Annotated in this window: 13 protein-coding genes; 4 read left to right on the top strand and 9 right to left on the bottom strand. The window is 45.5% G+C overall.

Features of this window, described 5'->3' with window-relative positions:
* Positions 1-96 precede the first annotated feature (96 nt).
* The 5 genes from FLM48_RS16225 to FLM48_RS16205 all read right to left on the bottom strand — a co-directional run bounded on the left by FLM48_RS16225 (position 97) and on the right by FLM48_RS16205 (position 5,576).
* Positions 97-1,785, bottom strand: coding sequence for an NAD-dependent malic enzyme (locus FLM48_RS16225; protein WP_179025335.1), 1,689 nt, complete (start codon positions 1,783-1,785; stop codon positions 97-99).
* Between the two features lie 222 nt (positions 1,786-2,007).
* Positions 2,008-2,472, bottom strand: a complete 465-nt coding sequence (locus FLM48_RS16220) for a DUF1456 family protein (RefSeq protein ID WP_179025334.1) — start codon at positions 2,470-2,472, stop codon at positions 2,008-2,010.
* An 81-nt stretch (positions 2,473-2,553) separates the two neighbouring features.
* Complete coding sequence (locus FLM48_RS16215) at positions 2,554-3,687, bottom strand: serine hydrolase (RefSeq protein ID WP_179025333.1); 1,134 nt, start codon at positions 3,685-3,687, stop codon at positions 2,554-2,556.
* A 77-nt stretch (positions 3,688-3,764) separates the two neighbouring features.
* Positions 3,765-5,027: an Nramp family divalent metal transporter gene (locus FLM48_RS16210; RefSeq protein ID WP_179025332.1), complete on the bottom strand. Its 1,263-nt coding sequence runs from the start codon at positions 5,025-5,027 to the stop codon at positions 3,765-3,767.
* Positions 5,028-5,207: 180 nt separating this feature from the next.
* A complete protein-coding gene (locus FLM48_RS16205) occupies positions 5,208-5,576 on the bottom strand; it encodes a response regulator (RefSeq protein WP_179025331.1) in 369 nt (122 codons plus the stop codon).
* 93 nt (positions 5,577-5,669) lie between these two features.
* Between FLM48_RS16205 and FLM48_RS16200 the strand changes: the two genes are divergently transcribed.
* The 3 genes from FLM48_RS16200 (at position 5,670) to FLM48_RS16190 (ending at position 9,266) form a co-directional block, all read left to right on the top strand.
* On the top strand, positions 5,670-5,813 hold the full coding sequence (locus tag FLM48_RS16200) for a hypothetical protein (RefSeq protein ID WP_179025330.1): 144 nt from the start codon (positions 5,670-5,672) through the stop codon (positions 5,811-5,813).
* Positions 5,814-5,885: 72 nt separating this feature from the next.
* Positions 5,886-8,498: a TonB-dependent siderophore receptor gene (locus FLM48_RS16195; protein ID WP_179025329.1), complete on the top strand. Its 2,613-nt coding sequence runs from the start codon at positions 5,886-5,888 to the stop codon at positions 8,496-8,498.
* A gap of 144 nt (positions 8,499-8,642) precedes the next feature.
* Positions 8,643-9,266 (top strand): glutathione S-transferase family protein, encoded by a 624-nt coding sequence (locus tag FLM48_RS16190; protein ID WP_179025328.1) that lies wholly within the window; start codon positions 8,643-8,645, stop codon positions 9,264-9,266.
* A gap of 49 nt (positions 9,267-9,315) precedes the next feature.
* On the opposite strand, the gene FLM48_RS16185 is transcribed toward FLM48_RS16190, so the two are convergent.
* The 4 genes from FLM48_RS16185 to FLM48_RS16170 all read right to left on the bottom strand — a co-directional run bounded on the left by FLM48_RS16185 (position 9,316) and on the right by FLM48_RS16170 (position 13,385).
* Complete coding sequence (locus tag FLM48_RS16185; RefSeq protein WP_179025327.1) at positions 9,316-9,816, bottom strand: DUF4447 family protein; 501 nt, start codon at positions 9,814-9,816, stop codon at positions 9,316-9,318.
* Positions 9,817-9,882: 66 nt separating this feature from the next.
* Positions 9,883-10,284 carry an SMI1/KNR4 family protein gene (locus tag FLM48_RS16180; protein WP_028774162.1) on the bottom strand — a complete coding sequence of 134 codons (402 nt, stop codon included), beginning with the start codon at positions 10,282-10,284 and terminating at the stop codon, positions 9,883-9,885.
* An 86-nt stretch (positions 10,285-10,370) separates the two neighbouring features.
* Complete coding sequence (locus FLM48_RS16175; protein WP_179025326.1) at positions 10,371-11,156, bottom strand: RelA/SpoT domain-containing protein; 786 nt, start codon at positions 11,154-11,156, stop codon at positions 10,371-10,373.
* Positions 11,157-11,306: 150 nt separating this feature from the next.
* Complete coding sequence (locus tag FLM48_RS16170; RefSeq protein ID WP_179025325.1) at positions 11,307-13,385, bottom strand: M13 family metallopeptidase; 2,079 nt, start codon at positions 13,383-13,385, stop codon at positions 11,307-11,309.
* Positions 13,386-13,744: 359 nt separating this feature from the next.
* On the opposite strand from FLM48_RS16170, the gene rsuA reads away from it, so the two are divergent.
* Positions 13,745-14,434: a 16S rRNA pseudouridine(516) synthase RsuA gene (rsuA, locus tag FLM48_RS16165; protein ID WP_179025324.1), complete on the top strand. Its 690-nt coding sequence runs from the start codon at positions 13,745-13,747 to the stop codon at positions 14,432-14,434.
* The last annotated feature ends 19 nt before the right edge of the window (positions 14,435-14,453 follow it).

The following is a 14,453-nucleotide window of genomic DNA, read 5'->3' as shown; positions in this document are numbered from 1 at the left end:
ATACGCAAGTTTCTCAATCTTAACAGTACTGCGATTAAGCAATAAAAAAGCGACTCTCGGAGCCGCTTTTACGTTTAAAGGTATCTAACTGATGAACTAGAAAGAGGTACGCTTGTAACGGCGGTACTCAGCAGTCCAGAAGTTAGCCTCGATGGCTTGCGATAGCAGCTCATCACTACAAGGTAGCGCGTGGCCTTGCTCAATTGCCACTTTACCCACGGCTAAGGCAATGTGCTTACTGACTTCATGAATCGATTCAAGCTCTGGCAGTAACGAACCTTCACCCTGTTTTGCCAAAGGTGAACACTCGGCTAGTGCGCGGCTTGATGCCATTAGCATTTCATCGCTGACACGCTTAGCGCCGGCAGCTAATACGCCTAACCCAATGCCTGGGAATATGTAGCTGTTATTACACTGAGCGATTTCAAAAGTTTGCTCGTCTATCACCACTGGTTCAAAGGGGCTGCCAGTCGCGACGAGTGCTTGGCCTTGTGTCCAATGCAGAATATCTTTAGGTGTTGCTTCCACACGGCTAGTTGGGTTAGAAAGCGGAAAGATTATCGGACGTGGGCAGTTAGCGTGCATAGCCTTGATGATCTCTTCACTAAATAACCCAGGTGCGCCAGACACGCCAATTAATACCGTTGGTTTTCCATGTTGCATGACATCTAATAGGGACACATTGTCATTATCAGTTTGCCAGCTGGCGATATGGTCTGCCTGCTGTGCAAGCTTTTGCTGGAAAGGCAGTAAATTTGGCATGTTATTTTGCAATAAGCCCCAGCGATCGACCATATACACTTGGCTGCGGGCTTGAGTCTCGTCAATCCCTTCAGATACCATCTGTGCCACAATGGCTTCTGCGATACCACAGCCAGCTGAACCTGCACCTAAAAAGGCGACAGTTTGCTTGCTTAGCTGGGTATTTGCGGCTTTACAGGCTGCCAGTAAAGAGCCAACAGTGACGGCTGCAGTGCCTTGAATGTCATCGTTAAAGCAGCAGTATTGATCTTTGTAGCGCTCCAGCAAAGGCATGGCATTCTTTTGTGCGAAATCTTCAAACTGAATTAGTGCATCTGGCCAGCGACGATGAACGGCTTGCATAAAGGCTTCAACAAATTCGGCATATTCTTCACCGCCGATACGTTGATTGCGCCAGCCCATATACATTGGGTCTTCAAGTAGGTGCGGGTTGTCAGTTCCCACATCTAAAGTAATAGGGAGGGTATAAGCCGGACTGATACCACCACAGCTGGTGTATAGCGATAGCTTACCAATTGGGATCCCCATGCCGCCAATCCCCTGATCGCCTAACCCTAAAATTCGCTCGCCATCGGTCACTACAATGATTTTTACTTTTTGGCGGGTCGAATTATTGAGAATGTCATCAATACGATCTTTATTTGGATAAGAGATAAACAGGCCGCGGTTGCGACGATAATCTTTAGAGAAACGCTCACATGCCATACCGACCGTTGGGGTATAGATAATCGGCATCATTTCGGTAATGTGGTTTTGCACTAGTCGATAGTATAGCGTTTCGTTAGTGTCTTGAATATTACGCAAGTAGATGTGGCGATCGAGATCGTTACTGAAATTTTTATATTGATCGTAGGCGCGCTCGGCTTGCTCTTCAATGGTTTCAATGACGTGAGGAAGTAGGCCTTCAAGGTTAAAAAAGATCCGTTCCTCTTCAGTAAAAGCGCTACCTTTGTTAATCAAAGGCGCTTCAAGAATGGCCGGTCCAGCAAAAGGAAGATATAGCGGGCGTTTATTATCGTCCATGGGTAACCTTAATGTTTTTTGTTATTGGGTAAGCTGTCTTTTAAAGTTTGGCAAGATTAACACAAAGTGTGATCTTTGTTGTCTTTTCAGTGAGGAAATTAGTGAATATTTTTACTACTGATGGGTGGGCATATTGTTTTAAACGCATAGGCAGTGCCTAAGCTTGTACAGCAACAAAAAAAGCACAGCGGTGCTGTGCTTTTTAGTGGATGTTGTCTGGGCCTATTTACCGCGATGCTTAATCGACAGACCAGCCAAAAAGTTACGTAGAACTTGATCGCCACACTCTTTAAAGTGTTTATGGCCAGGCTTTCTAAATAGTGCGCCTAACTCTGATTTGCTCATATTAAAATCTGCGAGCGCAAGTGTTGAAATAATATCGTCTTCTCGCATTTCCAAGGCAACACGCAGCTTCTTAAAGATCAGGTTGTTGTTTAACTGAGATACCGGTTCAGGGATCTCTGCACCCTCTCTGAGGCCACGCTTTTCTATAATGAGGCCATCTAAAAACAAACACATGGTTCTATCATTGCATGGCTGGTAGCCTTCTTCAGACTCTTTCTTGAGCATGTCGAGTAAGGTCTCTTGAGGCATTTCGTGTTTTACTTTAGCGAAGATTTTAATCATCTTGGCGTTTTTGTAATCAAACACAAAGCGAAGGCGGCGTAATATATCGTTGTTAATCATTGCAAGTTTTGCTCAGTAGTGGATTCCGCGGCGGCGGGATCTCGTCGCCATAGTATAACTGACTCGCCACCGCCTATTGAATTATTTTTCTACATCTAGCAGCAATTGGCGGGTTTTTTCTCGCAAATGATCGTGCAGCGCAAAAGCGCGATCGATATCTCCAAGTGTCAAACTGGTGTTTTCTAGCAATACCACAGCGAGTTGCTGACGGGGGTAGTACAGTGTGAGGCTACTATAGCCTGCAATATAGCCACCATGACTATATTCCATCAACTGATCTTGCTGATGGATTTGTAGTCCATAACCATAGCGAGTATTCCCCCAACGGTGTGGGCGTGCAGTGTGGGGACTAACCATAGCTTGGTAGCTGGCTGCACTGAGTAATTGGCCGTCATGCAGTTGGTGCATAAACTGACTGAGTGTGGTTGCCGAGGCTTGCAGGCCGCCAGCGGCAAGCAGTCCCTGATTGATATGGACATCGCTTGGTATCAGTTTATTGCCAGCTTCATGTCTGCCGATGGCAAGGTTGGCTTGCTGCTGTTTGATTGCAACTAACGAGCCTGTATCGCTATATAGCTGTGGTAAAGAAGATTGGCGAGCAAACTCAGCGACTTGAAGCTCAAAGGGTTTATTTTCCACTTTGATGAGTATTTGCGCTAACAGTTCATAACCCAGCTTGCTATAGCGAAACTGCGATCCCGGAGTGAATTGATTGTCTTGACCTGTTGGCGTCACGCCAGATGTATGGCTGAGTAAGTGGTGAACAGTGATGGCTTCATCATAGGGCTGAGGCGATGTTTTTGTGCCAAGGTATTGGTTGATGGGGGCGCTGAGTGAAATCAGTTGCTTGTCGACGGCGGCAAGTACTAATGCTGCAGTGATCTGTTTTGACTGTGAGGCAATCACATAGCTACTGTTGGCGTTGATACCATCACCGGCGACCCAGCTTGCTAGTGGCTGCCCAGCTTGCTCGATAACCACAGTACCACTAAAAGGGTGACCTGAAAGTGCCTGTGCTGTCACGGCAATTTGCTCTGTTAACGCTTGCGCCTTAGCGACAGAAATTATCGTCACTTGCTTGTTTATGACTTGCTTGTTTGTGGCTGTCGTTTGAGCAGGCGCGCTGGAGCTGGCACTGTTAAAACTAACTAGCAGTAATAAGCTCACTGCCAAGCGGTTAAAAGCCCAGTTGTTTAATAGACTATATTGTCGCATCGAATTTCCATGGTTAATGGCCGCTTGGCATCTTGCCTAGCAGGAACCTGTGTTGATAGTCGGTTTAGGGGGCAAAGCTACTTGGTGCCAAGCCAGTATAAGAAAAGCAGCGCAAAACTAATGAGGTAGATGAATCCTAGTGCTGATAATACCTTCATTCTAGTACCGTATTGCTGAGCTTTAGGCAGTGCGTCACAGGTCATCAGTTTATAGTTGAGCCAAGCGAAGACCACTGTGGTCAAAAACGCCAGAATCATCACAAATTCTAGTAACGGTAATAACGCCCCTTTGAAGAACAAAATGATCCCCAATCCAAGGGCGCTGACCGTTAACATTGTTATCGTTAAGCGGCTATTGCTGCTATTTTGCTTAGATAGCAACTGATAGCCATGATCTAATGTGCGGCTATAACCATCAATGACAGTGACCGTGGTGCTAAAAATACACAACAGCGCCACGGAGCCAATCAGTAAACGGGTTTGTTCACCAAGTACATGGGTGTACATATCAATGAGTTGAGCGGCGAACTTGACCCCAGAGGCTGAGAACTCTTCACCACTGCCATGCATAACCAAGGCACCCAATGCTAAAAACACCACCGCTAACACCGCCGTTGTGGCGTAGCCTAAATTAAAATCAAATAGCGATTGTTGCGGACTGATATGATGCGTTTTTTGTTTCTCCAGTAACCAAAGCGAATTCCAAGTCGATACTTCGATTGGGGCAGGCATCCAGCCCATCATGGCCACAAGAAAGCCAATTTGCGCCCACTGCCACGGAGAGGCTGAAGCGATTTCAGGAGCTATGCTGGCGCTAGAATTAAAAGCTAACATTACCGCAATTAAGGTAGTAATGGTGAGTAGCAACATGATCACTTTGGTGACTTTATCTAGCAGCGCATAGTGACCAAGAGTAAGTAGCAATAAGCTTGACACTAAAACTATTAGTGCGAGTACATCGATAGCCAGTGGCACAAATAAACTCAGCATAGCTGCGGTGAGCATTGCTACCCCAGCAGTACTTGCCACCGCCGCAATACTGTTTAAGACCATAAACAGCAGCAAGTAGCCGCGACCTTGCTGTAAATAGCCTTGCAGTAGGCTTTGGCCTGTTGCCGCGGTATAACGCGCACCTGCTGCAAAAAATGGATATTTAAGTAGATTAACGGCCAAAATTAGCCAAGCTAACTGCCAACCAAATTCTGCGCCGGCACGGGTTGAAGCCACTAAGTGGGATGCGCCAATGGCAGCTGCAGCCATTAATATACCGGGGCCAATTGCCGTTAACAGTGAAACAGGCTGAGAGAGAGACGAGGATTGGGTTGAGGCTGATTTTTCCATGCTAAAACAACGTTTCCTTGATTTAAATGCAGGCAAGCAGTCTAACTTACCCGCTTCAAGGTTTTTTTCAACGATAAAATTGTTAGCGTGGATGGTTTCAACCAACAACTCTGCTTTAACTCGTACCATGCATGATTGAAATATCTGCGGTGGTGTCGGATTCTACTGTCAGCCACAAGGCTAGCTATATTGGCTCAGTATCGATTTAAAATCTTTACGATTGAACGGCTTAGTAAAGCTTGCCACAATATTCACTTTGGTCAGTTTAAGCACCGCAATCGTCGAGTCTAGTGTTTGCTCATCAAGACCTGAAATCACTACTACGGGTTTGCGCTGCGCAAGCTGAATTATTTTATCGATATGCGCAATACCGGAAATTTTTGGCACATTGATGTCAGTGATAATCAAATCGGCTTGTTGATAGTCATCATCACTGGGAAGATCGTCTTTGAGCAATAGGTTTGTAAATCCTACCGCCGCAGACAACTGGGTGATCTGCTTAATCATAAACTCGTCGTCTTCAATCACTAACAGTGTTTTGATGCTCATTTAAATGACCTAATTGACGTTCAGTGGCACTAAATTATCAGCAGTGCTCACTCTTGTTAGTCGTTAATTAATTATTGAGAGCATTAACAAATTATGCAAGCTGAACTTTGTCTGATGACGGTTTCGTATTTAGGGTTGAGTGCCGTGACCTTGTTAGCTTGTCATCAATTGTTTACTGCCGGTACAGATTACTTATTTGACTTTTCTAATTTAGGCGATAGTTTAATTACCGCGTAGAGCATTACGCAGTTGACTGAAGTTTGTTGTAGTCAAGTTATTGAAAAATAATAATATCAAAGGATGATTACAATGAACCTAGTAACAAAAGTGCCGACGCTGTGTGCGTTGGCTGTCAGCGCTGTATTTGCCAATGACCTCTTGGCTGCCGAAGAAGAAATCGAACGCATTGAGGTGACTGGCTCCCACATTAAACGTACCGATATGGAAGGGCCTTCCCCGGTAACATCACTGTCAGAAGAGGACATTGCCAATTCGGGGGCAACGGATCTCATTGGTTTGTTTTCAAAACTCCCCATATCTGGACAAGGTACCTTTTCAACACAAGCAAACAGTAGTGATGACACGGCTAATGGTGGCTCAAGTGTATCATTACGGGGGTTAGGTGCAGACTCGACCTTGATTCTGGTCAATGGTCGCCGTGTGTCGGTCAGCCCATTTGCGAAAGGTATCGATACGGCCTTTGTCGACGTGAATAATATTCCCGTATCGGCGATTAAGCGGGTCGATATTCTCAAAGATGGCGCGTCGGCCACCTATGGTTCAGATGCGATAGCCGGCGTTATTAACATCATTTTGCGTGATGATATCGACGGCGCGGAAGTGAGCGCCAAAATTGGTGATACCAGCCAAGGTGGCGGCCAAGAAGAGAGTGTGAGCTTAGTGTGGGGCAATAACACTGACAATAGCAGTCACACCTTTATTCTAGATTATTTTAATCGTGAAGAAGTGCTTTATGGCGATCGCGATTATTCAAAATCTTCTAATCAATCGGCGTTGCGCCCTAATGACCCATTTGCAGAAGATATGCGCAGCTCCTCTGGCTTCCCAGGCACTATCGCGCTCAAGTCAGACCCCACCAATCGTCTACCCGATACTTTTGGTAATGATGTTTGTGCGCCTGAGGATATCGATTTAGTCAACAATCTGTGTCGATATGACTATGCACCCGTTATGACGATGGTGCCGGCCAATAAACGCTTTAGCGTTAATTACCTTGGTAAATATGACATAACCGATAACCTCCAAGGCTTTGCAGAGTTTAATGGTCAAAGCGCCAAGACCATAGTTAAAGGCGCGGGCAGTCCGAGCTTTAACGAGTTGTTTATGTCTGCCGATAACCCCAACCACCCTTTTGCCAACATGGCAGACCATGAGTTCCATAATCAAGATTTAACTATGCGTCGTCGTATGGTGGATATTGGTAATCGTAAAAAGGAAGTTGAATCAGATTATTATCGTACTGTCGTGGGCATAAGAGGGCAAGTTGGCGAATGGGACTGGGAGACGGCTTTTAGCTATATCAATAGCAAATCTGTTGAAAGAGGCGTCGATGGCTTCCCCAATGCACGCCGAGCACAAGAGTCGATTGATAACGCCAGCTGGGATCCGTTTGAACCTTCATCGAACAGCCAAGAAGTGCTGGATTATATCGAGACCACCACCACCCGTGTGGGCGAGTCAACCAATAAATCGCTAGATGCGAAGGTGTCCGGCCCCTTGGTGGCAATGCCGGCCGGGGATCTGATGATTGCTATCGGTGCGGAATACCGCGAAGAGTCTATTAGTGATAACCCAGATGACCAGTTCTTGCGCGGAGAAGTCTTTGGCACCGAAGCAACACAGGCAAATGGTGAGCGTGATAATATGGCTATTTACGCTGAAGTTGCCGTACCTGTTGTGGATGCGTTAGAAGTACAGCTTGCCGTACGTTATGAAGATTACAGTGATTTTGGTACCACCACTAACCCTAAGGTGTCAGTGTTATGGTCGCCAACTGATGATCTCGCCTTTCGAGGTTCTTGGGGCACGGCTTTTAGAGCGCCATCTTTAGCACAATTAGGCCTTGGGCGGACCGACGAGTCACCTAACTTAGTTGATACTATCCGTTGTGAAGCCGTAGGGAATATCAACAAAGCTTGTGAGTCGCAAGAATATACCGCTATTTTTGAGGGTAACCCTGAATTGGGGCCAGAGGAGTCTTCGAGTTATAACGTGGGCATGATTTTTAATGTGACCGACAATCTTAACTTCTCTCTTGATTACTACATGTACGATATTGAAAATATTATTGATTCAGATACTCAATATGTATTCAGTAACTATGGTGATGATCCTAATGTCGTTGAACGACTCCCATCAACGATACCGAACGATCCCGGTGAAGTTGTGCGTATCTACGACTCATTCCAAAATATCGGTGATTTAACCACAAGCGGTATCGATTTAGATGCTAAATATCTGCTTGAAACTGGTGTAGGTGAGTTTAAGTTTAGTTATGTAATGAACTACATGCTTGAATATGAAGATAAACGTCCGGATGCTGATGGTGGTCAACGTATCAATATTAGCGCGGGGGATTTTGAACAGCCTGAAGTGCGCTGGACTGCTGGGGTTGATTGGCAGTTGACTGATTTTAGAACCTACCTAGGTGTTAATTACGTTGGTGAGTTTGAACAAAAAGAAGCGGTTCAGAAAGAGGGGATGGATAAGGTTGATGCCATGATGACGGTTGATGCTTCGATTAATTATCTAGGGTTGGACAATACTGTGCTGACACTCGGTGCAACCAACTTACTGGATGAGGAGCCACCGTTCTCTTATCACGACTTCATGGGTTACGTTCCGACCGTTCATAGCGGCCAAGGGCGATTTGTCTATCTGCAAGCTAGCTATAAGTTCTAGTGTAATTGCACCTCAGGTCGGCTAATGGCCTGAGGTGTTTGTTTACAAATGAGATCAATTTCTCTGTTATTGACAGCTACCTTTTCTGCGGCGATGCGGTTATGTTAAACCTTGATGTTTCATTACTGCGTTGCTGGGAGTTTTATGATCAAGTTATTTGGTATTCCGCGTAGCCGTTCACTGCGGGTTTCTTGGACACTGGAAGAGTTGCAGCTCGATTGGCAGTATCGCCATATTAATTTTGCTAATGGTGATGGCAAAGATGCCGAATTTCTAGCGGTAAACCCGTGTGCAAAAGTACCGGCTTTACGAGATGGTGATATGTGTCTGTCTGAGTCGGCAGCAATCGTACTCTATCTTGCAGAAAAGTATGGTGATGGTGCGTTATTACCTGTACCAGGCACCGCGGAGGCAGCGACCCATCACAAATGGGTAAGCTATATTATTTCTGAGTTAGAACAACCGCTATGGACCATAGGTAAACATAAGTTTGCTTTACCTGAGGCCCTAAGACAGCAAAGCATGTTTGCAGTGGCAAAATGGGAGTTTGATAAAGCCGCGGCCATTGCCGAATCCTGGGTGCCTGAATCTGGCTACCTGTTGGGTGAACGCTTTAGTGCAGCAGATATTTTATTGGCGCATACGCTTTTGTGGGCGACTCGGTTTGAGCAAGATATTCCACCTAAGTTAGTCGCGTACCGTGATAGAGTGACGGCACGACCAGCAATGCAGCGCGGGCTAGATAAAGAAATAGCCGCTAGCCAATAGTGCAGCGGTAATAAAAAAGCATCGTTACCGATGCTTTTTTATTGCTGATTTAAAGCTGGGTTGCAGCCCATTTAGCTCGACTTTCAGGGTTTTCTTTTAACCCTTGTAAGTCTCGATATTCACGGTATGCCTGTGCATCCATAGGCACCAATGTAACATCAACCTCTAGCACTAGCTTACACTCTTTTTTGATCCGCCATGCCGAGGTGTTATACAGCTCAGCCAGTGGCAGCGCGCCAATAAATTCAGCGTTGTATTGCAGATAGGTTGCTTGATTATCGTAAACAACAAAGCTCAAGGTGCGCTTAGGCTCTTTTTCGAATAGTGCTTCAATTCCGTCACAGGTATTGAGTACTTGCATCTCAATTGTTTCATCAAATTCAAGTAGTTTTTTTGTGGCCAAGCCCGAGACTTCAGCTTCGCCAGCCTCCCATGCTTCAACCGCTTCTGCGCTGACGTTAACCAGATCTGCAACTTGTGCGGTACTTAAACCTAAAGATAGACGTAAATATTTAATTTCGATTGCATTGAGGCTGCTATTGTTAGCCATGATAATTTAACTCTTTTTCCGGTAAATATAAGATAAGTGTGTCGTTAAACCGTGACGCTTTAATGACTAACTTTGAATCCACACTTCTTCGGCCCACTGCCAAAAAGATTCCCAAGTTTCACTTTCCAACTCGTCTTCACTCCATAACAACACCTGACCTTCTTGGTCGATGCTGTAAAAGTTGTTTCCCTGCTGACAAATGGCAATGTATTCCCGAGGCATACCAATCGACCAAGCATACGAAGTGACTTCCGGCAAATAAGTATGCGAATAAGGATCGCTGGCGGTGACAGGCTCAATCGTGCCATGAATAACATCGCTGGCGTATAACAGGTACTCTTTGAGTTCTGCAGGAAGCGGGATGAGGATCTCTTCTTCTACTTGAACTAGCTGATCAAAGGTCGGTAGGGTTAAGGGAACAGGAACTGTTTCACTAAGGTCCCTAAGGCGCTCTATGATGTCGTGCATCGTGGTTTCGCTATAAAGTGATTATTAGCGCAAGTATATCTGGTCTTGCGCTAATTTGTTAGTTGATTGATGGCCACAAGAGCGGTTTATGCTGCTTGGGCTGTGAGGAGTGTCGCACGGTCAGTGCGTTTATATTGCAACCAAGCTTTGTGATAAAGCTTGTGTGAATCTTGTCTAAGTTGAATGATTTGTTGTTGCTCTAAATCGTTGATTGGCCGAACTTGCTGTTTGGCAAGTAACTCAATCGCTTGAATTTGCTCATAGACCAAATGTTCGTCGCCGCTTTTGATATCTGCGATGGCACCAAGATGCAACTGCACTTCTGCAATCATGTCGGTGTCTGGGAGTTTGACCAATAGGTTGATGTCTCGGTAGCCAGATTCTTTGGGGCTAGCAAAACGATTTTTTACTTGCACTATCTTAGCTTGATGGCTTAAACCTTCATAGACAGAGACCAGATCGGCAATGTTATGACTTACCACGCTAGCACGAACGATATCGGTCAGTTGGCTGGCGTCACCGTCAAATTTGTTAGCGATTTTTTGTTGCGCACGAGAGTAACTTTTAATGTCAGGGCTGATAATTTCACCGGGAATTGAGCCGGTGAGGTTATCCAGCATAGTCAACAGCTCTGACTGCGCCTCTGGGGCGTGTAGATAAAGCTCATCGATATCGTGGCTAAACTGGCGTGTTAAGTAGGTTTGCGATGGGATAGACAGTAATCCGTCGAGGTCTTTATTGAGGGATTGGCGAACCACGTAGTGGTCGTTAGCTTCTTTAACTTGTGCTTGAATGTCTACCGGCGTGGCAAAGGCTGAGCGCGTCGATAGCAGGAGAAGAAAGATACTAAAGGTACGAAATAACTTGTTCATGAAGATCCTCATTACTCGTTAGGAACCTCACTGTAACTGGCCATTACTTAATCTATGCTGAATGGCAGGTGAACTAAAGTTAATCTTGATCACAATAAACAAAAAGAGCGCCTAAGGCGCTCTTTTTAAAGGTAATATATTATCGGCTAATTACCAAATTTTGACGCGCTTTTCTGGCGCTATATACATAGCATCTCCTTCTTTTACATCATAAGTGCTGTAAAATTCAGGCATATTCGATAGTGCACCAACAGCTCGGAAATGAGCTGGTGAATGCGGATCTGTGGCTACGCGGTTACGCATTGATTCTTCTTTAATTTTGGCACGCCAAATTTGCGTGAAACCAATAAAGAAGCGCTCGTCACCGGTTAAACCATCGATCACTGGGGCAGGCTGTCCGTTCAGCGACATTTTATAGGCTTTATATGCAATCGTTACACCGCTGAGGTCGCCGATGTTTTCACCTAAGGTGAGTTCGCCGTTGACATGCAAATCATCAAATACTGCATAGTTGTTGTATTGCTCAACCAATGCCTTACCACGCGCAGCGAACTCTTTTAGATCTTGCTCGGTCCACCAGTCACGCATGTTGCCTTCACCATCAAACTTGGCACCTTGATCGTCAAAGCCGTGACCCATTTCGTGGCCAATAACTGCACCAATGCCGCCATAATTAACCGCGTCATCTGCTTTCATGTTAAAGAAAGGAGGTTGTAAGATGGCTGCTGGGAATACAATCTCATTCATTGTTGGATTGTAATAGGCGTTAACCGTTTGCGGTGTCATGTGCCATTCCCACTTGCGGATCGGGCCACCTAATTTCTCTAGCTCTTTTTCATGGGACAGTTCACTAGCGCGGATGCTGTTACCCAACAGATCGTCAGCCCTAATGGTGAGCTTGTCATAGTTTTCCCATTTATCAGGGTAACCGATTTTCGGGTCAAATTTCGCCAATTTATCTTTGGCGGCGACTTTAGTATCGGCGCTCATCCACTCAAGGTTGTCGATGCTTTCACCGTAAGCTTTACGTAGGTTTTCGACTAACACTTGCATACGCTCTTTCGCTTCTGGCGCAAAGTGACGTTTAACGTAAACTTTACCGACGACTTCACCCAGTACTGAACTGACAGTGCTGACACCACGCTTCCAGCGCGGTTGCTGCTCTTCTTGGCCATTTAGTGTTTTCGAGAAGAATGCAAAATTCTCTTGATCCAGCGCTTCACTCATATTACCGGCAAAGTGAGTCAGCAGTTGCCATTGCATATAGGTTTGCCATACAGCAAGGTCATTGGCTTTGAGTACTTCGTTGAAGCCTTCAATAAAGCTAGGTTGATTGATAATAATGTCTGACTGCTTGTCTGCACCTAAGGTACTTAGATAGCCTGCCCAGTTAAAATCGGGGGCGAGTTTAACTAAATCACTGGTTTGGTATTTGTTGTAGGTTTTGCTGCTGTCGCGGGTTTCAACCACATCCCAATGACGCTCTGCAATGGCTGTCTCAAGGGCAAGGACCTGCTCGGCGCTGGCTTTGGGGTTAGCTAACCCAGCTAAGGTAAACATCTTTTCGATATGTTCTACGAAAGCTTGGCGAATATTAACAAAGCGCTCAGAGTCATTAAAATAGTAGTCTTTCTCTGGCAGGCTCAAGCCATATTGCCAAATGTGAGTGGCATAACGACTTGAGTCTTTTGCATCGACGTTAATATAAAATGCTAGCGGTGTACCACCACCAATCACTTGACTATGAGCAAAGTAGCTAGCTAATTCATCTTTAGATTTTAGCGCTGCAACTTTGTCTAGCTCTGCTTGAATTGGTTTAACACCGAGCTTATTCAGAGTGTCGACATCCATGAATGAGCGATACAAATCAGCGACTTTTTGCTCATCGCTACCAGCTGTTAGGTTAGGGGTCGCCGCCACGTCTTCAATGATGGCTTTTACGTCATCGCGTGCTTGCTCGCGTAAGTCATAGAATGACCCCGTGCTGGTACGATCGCTCGGGATTTTAGCATTTTTAAGCCAGGTGCCATTAACGTACGAATAAAAGTCATCTTGTGGGCGCACTGACTTATCAAAATTTGCAAAATCAATACCTGATCCCAGTGCTTCTGTGACCGCCTGTGCGGTGGCTGTTGGCTCTGGTGCTGCCACTTCGGCTTCTTTGTTGTTGCAGGCTGTTAATCCCGTCAGCAAGGACGCGCAAAGTCCGCCTATGATTACTTTTTTCATGTTTATTCCCTATAAAGTTCTTGGTTTTGCAAATCAATAGCATGCTATTGAAAGTCACCGACATCAGAGGCCCAACAGCGCGCAGCGTCGTGGTACACGGTGAAAGATTCGTTATTGTGATTCTCAAGGTGATACCTTGGTGGAGAATATGTTATAGCGGGTGCAATGTTATTAACAAGCGTAAGGGGCAAGGAAATCAGCATTTTGACTGCTTCAACTGTAACCAAAGGTTTCCTAGCACAGCGATTACTTCAGTGTGACATGAGCCTAAGCTGTGTTTAACGATGGCAAGGTTTCGTTGCGCAATAGCAGGTGAAGACTCATAATAGCCGCTTTCCTGTCGAGTTTAGAGTCAAACTGTGCGCCTAGATAAATTTTTGTGTGAATCGAGCTATTTTACCCGCGCTTTAGCCAAAAGAGCGATAAAGTCAGGCAAAGTGACCTGTGATGGCGTAGTAGTAAAAGATGCCGGCTTTAAAGTGCAAACCAAGCATCGCATATGCTATGAGGGTGATGAGCTTAACCCGGTAGGTGAGCGCTTTTTAATGTTACACAAGCCTGATGGTACTGTCTGTGCCACGGTCGATGATGTACACCCCACAGTGATAGACCTGCTGGATATTGAAAAGCCAGAGGCTTTGCATATCGCAGGGCGGTTAGATATGGACACCACTGGCTTAGTATTAATTACTACTGACGGGCAATGGTCACATCGAATTACGTCACCGAAAAAAGAGTGCGGTAAATGCTATTTAGTCACCGTTGCCGATCCGCTTGATGCGCAGCTAATCGAAACATTCGCAGCAGGGGTTGCGTTACGCAATGAAGATGGCCTGACTAAACCCGCTCGTTTAGAAATTATCGATAGCCATACTGCGCGCTTAACGATCACCGAAGGTAAGTATCACCAAGTTAAACGAATGTTTGCTGCTGTAGGGAACAAAGTGGTTGGCTTACATCGAGAATCGGTAGGCAGCATAGTACTTGATGATGATTTAGAGCCAGGTGAGTGGCGTTACTTAACTAAAGATGAGATAAAATCGGTTTAAAAAAAGGCCCTCAATTGAG

Origin of the sequence: Shewanella sp. Scap07 (genome assembly GCF_013394145.1) — a bacterium.
In the GTDB taxonomy this organism is placed as follows: domain Bacteria; phylum Pseudomonadota; class Gammaproteobacteria; order Enterobacterales; family Shewanellaceae; genus Shewanella; species Shewanella waksmanii.
Note: the sequence above shows the minus strand (reverse complement) of the source record. Positions and strands in the feature narration are given on the sequence as shown.